This window comes from Aestuariivirga sp., from assembly GCF_044239095.1.
In the GTDB taxonomy this organism is placed as follows: domain Bacteria; phylum Pseudomonadota; class Alphaproteobacteria; order Rhizobiales; family Aestuariivirgaceae; genus Aestuariivirga.
Genome location: NZ_JBIICB010000391.1, coordinates 1 through 2,871, shown reverse-complemented (window position 1 = coordinate 2,871; position 2,871 = coordinate 1). Strand labels below are relative to the sequence as shown.

At 66.0% G+C, this 2,871-nt stretch carries 5 protein-coding genes; 1 reads left to right on the top strand and 4 read right to left on the bottom strand.

Annotated features, from left to right (window positions below):
• On the top strand, positions 1 to 535 hold a 535-nt coding region (locus ACILRA_RS21740), incomplete at its 5' end, for a SufE family protein (RefSeq protein WP_395664125.1).
• On the opposite strand, the gene ACILRA_RS21735 is transcribed toward ACILRA_RS21740, so the two are convergent.
• The 4 genes from ACILRA_RS21735 to ACILRA_RS21720 all read right to left on the bottom strand — a co-directional run.
• Entirely contained in the window at positions 517 to 1,056 is a 540-nt protein-coding gene (locus ACILRA_RS21735; protein WP_395664124.1) for a DUF6456 domain-containing protein, read from the bottom strand. The genes ACILRA_RS21740 and ACILRA_RS21735 overlap by 19 nt on opposite strands.
• An 84-nt stretch (positions 1,057 to 1,140) precedes the next feature.
• A complete protein-coding gene (locus ACILRA_RS21730) occupies positions 1,141 to 1,641 on the bottom strand; it encodes a PAS domain-containing protein (protein ID WP_395664123.1) in 501 nt (166 codons plus the stop codon).
• A gap of 103 nt (positions 1,642 to 1,744) precedes the next feature.
• Complete coding sequence (locus ACILRA_RS21725; protein WP_395664126.1) at positions 1,745 to 2,152, bottom strand: MucR family transcriptional regulator; 408 nt, start codon at positions 2,150 to 2,152, stop codon at positions 1,745 to 1,747.
• Between the two features lie 93 nt (positions 2,153 to 2,245).
• Positions 2,246 to 2,871, bottom strand: a 626-nt coding sequence (locus tag ACILRA_RS21720; protein WP_395664122.1) for a DUF2336 domain-containing protein, incomplete at its 5' end; no start/stop codon positions are given.

The window sequence follows — 2,871 nt, the reverse complement described above, 5'->3', positions numbered from 1 at the left end:
CCCCCATGGCGCGGCCCCGCGGGCCGCGGCGAGAAAGACGGTTGAGCTTCACAGGTCCCGGGCCTATCTGGACAGCGCTGATGCCCAGAACCGGAGCCCGACCTTGAACGCCATTGCCGCGCTGCTCTCAGACTTCGAGGTCCTCGACGACTGGGAAGACCGCTACAAGCACGTGATCGAGCTCGGGCGGGATCTGCCGCCGCTGCCCGAGGCCGATCATGCGCCGGAGAACAAGGTGAAGGGCTGCGCCAGCCAGGTGTGGATCACCTCCGCCACCGAAGGCCCCGCCGCAAACCCGGTGCTGACCTTCAGGGGCGACAGCGATGCACTGATCGTCAAGGGCCTCATCGCCATCGCCTTCATGATCTATTCGGGCAAGCCCGCGAAAGAGATCCTCACAACCGATGCGGGCGAGGTGCTGGGCAGGCTCGGGCTTGCGGGCCATCTCACTCAGCAGCGCTCCAATGGCTTCGCCTCGATGATCCAGCGCATCAAGCACGACGCGCAGGCGGCTCTTCAGGCCTCCTCCAACTGAGCCTCCGCAATGCCGGGGCGGTAGTCGTCGAGCCCCCAGTGCCGCACGTCATTGCGCCGCCCGCCCTGCTCAAGCAGGCCATAGTGGCGGGCCAGAGCCGTCAGCCCCAGTGCCAGCACCGCCTTGCCGCTGCGCTGTGGCAGGTTCAGCAGCCGCTCTGCCTGTTCGAGCCCGGCTGAGAGGCAGCACACCTGCGCCAGCATGCTGGCGAGTTCGGGCCCCACCGCCTCAAGCGCCTTCACGTAACGCTGGCGCGCGGCAATCGCCCCGTCGCTCAACTCCGCTGCAATCGCGCCGCCACGGCCGCCCGCGCCGGCCATGTCCCAGTTGGTTGTGGTGCGGCGGGCCAGCATGGCGCGCTCGAAATCCATGCGCAGCCGCTCGCCCGCCAGGTATTGCGCGTCCGAGATCAGCGGCATCCCGGTCTTGTCACGCCGGGCGCGCAGCCAGGTGAGCGGGCTTTCAGCATCGTTGAAGGCGGGTTTCGGCGTGGCAGACGGCGTCTTCGGGGGTGTGGGCATGGCGTACTCTCTCCTAACGTCAAGAGAGTAGGCTGGAAATTCTCAGGAATCAATACCTGTAACTTCTTTTCTTTCTTAAGGGGATCAGGCGGAATTGGCCTGCCGCTCTTCCTCTTCGAGGCCGGAGATGAAGTAGTCGAGGCACAGCACCATGCTGATGCCCTTGCCGCCGTTTCCGGCTGCGAGCGGCAGCCTGATCCAGTATTGTACCAGGTGTTCCTTGTTTACCCTGGGCCCGCGCACGATGCCCTGCGTCGGCTTGCCGTCCACCGCGGTGTGGCGGTAGGCGGCCATCCAGTAGTCGCGCTTGGGGCCGAGATCGAGCTCCTCGATCCTGAGGCCGGTGATCTCCCGGTCATAGACGTCGCGCAGCCGCGTGCCCGCCAGCCGCACCCGGCTCTGGTGCAGCGCGTCGTCCACGTCGATCAGGCTGATGAAGGGCAAGAGGCGCGGAATATGAGCCGGGTTGATGTCGGCGCGCGTCGGCAGCCCGCCGCCTTCCGTTCGCGACAGCCAATAGTCATACAGCTGACGCTGCTCAGGCACCACGAGCTGTGCCCTGAATGCTATGTTGATTGACCCCATGGTCAACGCCGCCCCTTGCGAATCGATGGCCCCTCTAGATGAATCGTTTATGAATCGTGAACGGCTGATCCGCAAGAGTCAGCAACGCAAAAAATGGTTGAACTTACATTTTTCGCTTGTGGCCGAGGCCCATGTTCTTGGCCAGCTTCGAGCGTGACGTCGCGTAGTTCGGCGCAACCATCGGGTAATCCGACGGAAGGCCCCATTTTTCGCGGTACTGCTCGGGCGTCAGGTTGAAGTGCGTGCGCAGGTGGCGCTTCAGCGACTTGAATTTCTTTCCGTCCTCGAGGCAGATCAGATAGTCCGGCGTGATCGAGCGCCGCGCGTTCACCGCTGGCTTCGCCTCCGGAGCGATAGGTGCGCCGGGTTGCGTCCCGCCCGCGGCCTTCTCGAGCGCACGGTGCACCTCCATGATGAGCCGCGGAAGGTCGGCCTGCTCCACCGTGTTCTTGCTCACATAGGCCGCGACGATCTGCGTCGCCAGCTCCACGAGCGCGGGCTTCTTTTCCAGGGCGGCCGGTATGTCATTGCTTTGCTGCACGGGGACAGGTTTAGGCGACACCGGCCGTTTCAACAAGGGCCGGGCACGCGCTCAGCGGCGCTTTCAGCTCCGGGGCGCATAGGGCCCGGCCTTGCGGGTGGCCCAGTCCCAGTAGCTGAGCAGCACGCGGGCCTTGTTGAAGGAGAGCCCGTCGAACACCGACTGCAGTTGCGGGGAGGCGCGCTCATCCGGCTGCGCGGTGAGGGCCCTCAGCCTGTCCATCGCCTCAACAAAGCGGCCACGGCTGATGCCGAGCGCCTTGAGCAGCACTGCGGCGGGCTCGCCATGCGGGTCGGACAGGATGCGGCGCACCGTGGCGGTGCCGATGCCGGCGAGATCCGCGAAGCGCTGCACGGCCTCTTCCATCTGCGCTGCGGCCGCCGCCTCGAGTGCCGCGTCGAGCGCTTCGGCGGCAACGGGCCCATCCTCGCGGGGGGCGCCGGTGGCGAGGCTCCTGTCCTCGGCGAGGATGATCCGCAGGATTTTCCCGAGCACCAGAGAATCGGCGAGGAAGCGCGAGAGGATGAGGCGGCGCAGTTCCGGAGGCAGGCTCCAGAACAGCTCGAAGGCCACCGAGGCGGGAAGCTCAGCGCGCGTCACCAGCGGCGCCAGCAGGGCAGGGTGGTCCACCGCCAGTTCCGCAAGCCGGACGAAGCACTGATGCGGCAGCTGGGCGCCGGCATTGCGCA

Coding starts and splice junctions, on each gene's coding strand:
- ACILRA_RS21735 (WP_395664124.1), bottom strand. CDS start 1,056: ATGCCCACACCCCCGAAGACGCCGTCTGCCACGCCGAAACCCGCCTTC.
- ACILRA_RS21730 (WP_395664123.1), bottom strand. CDS start 1,641: ATGGGGTCAATCAACATAGCATTCAGGGCACAGCTCGTGGTGCCTGAG.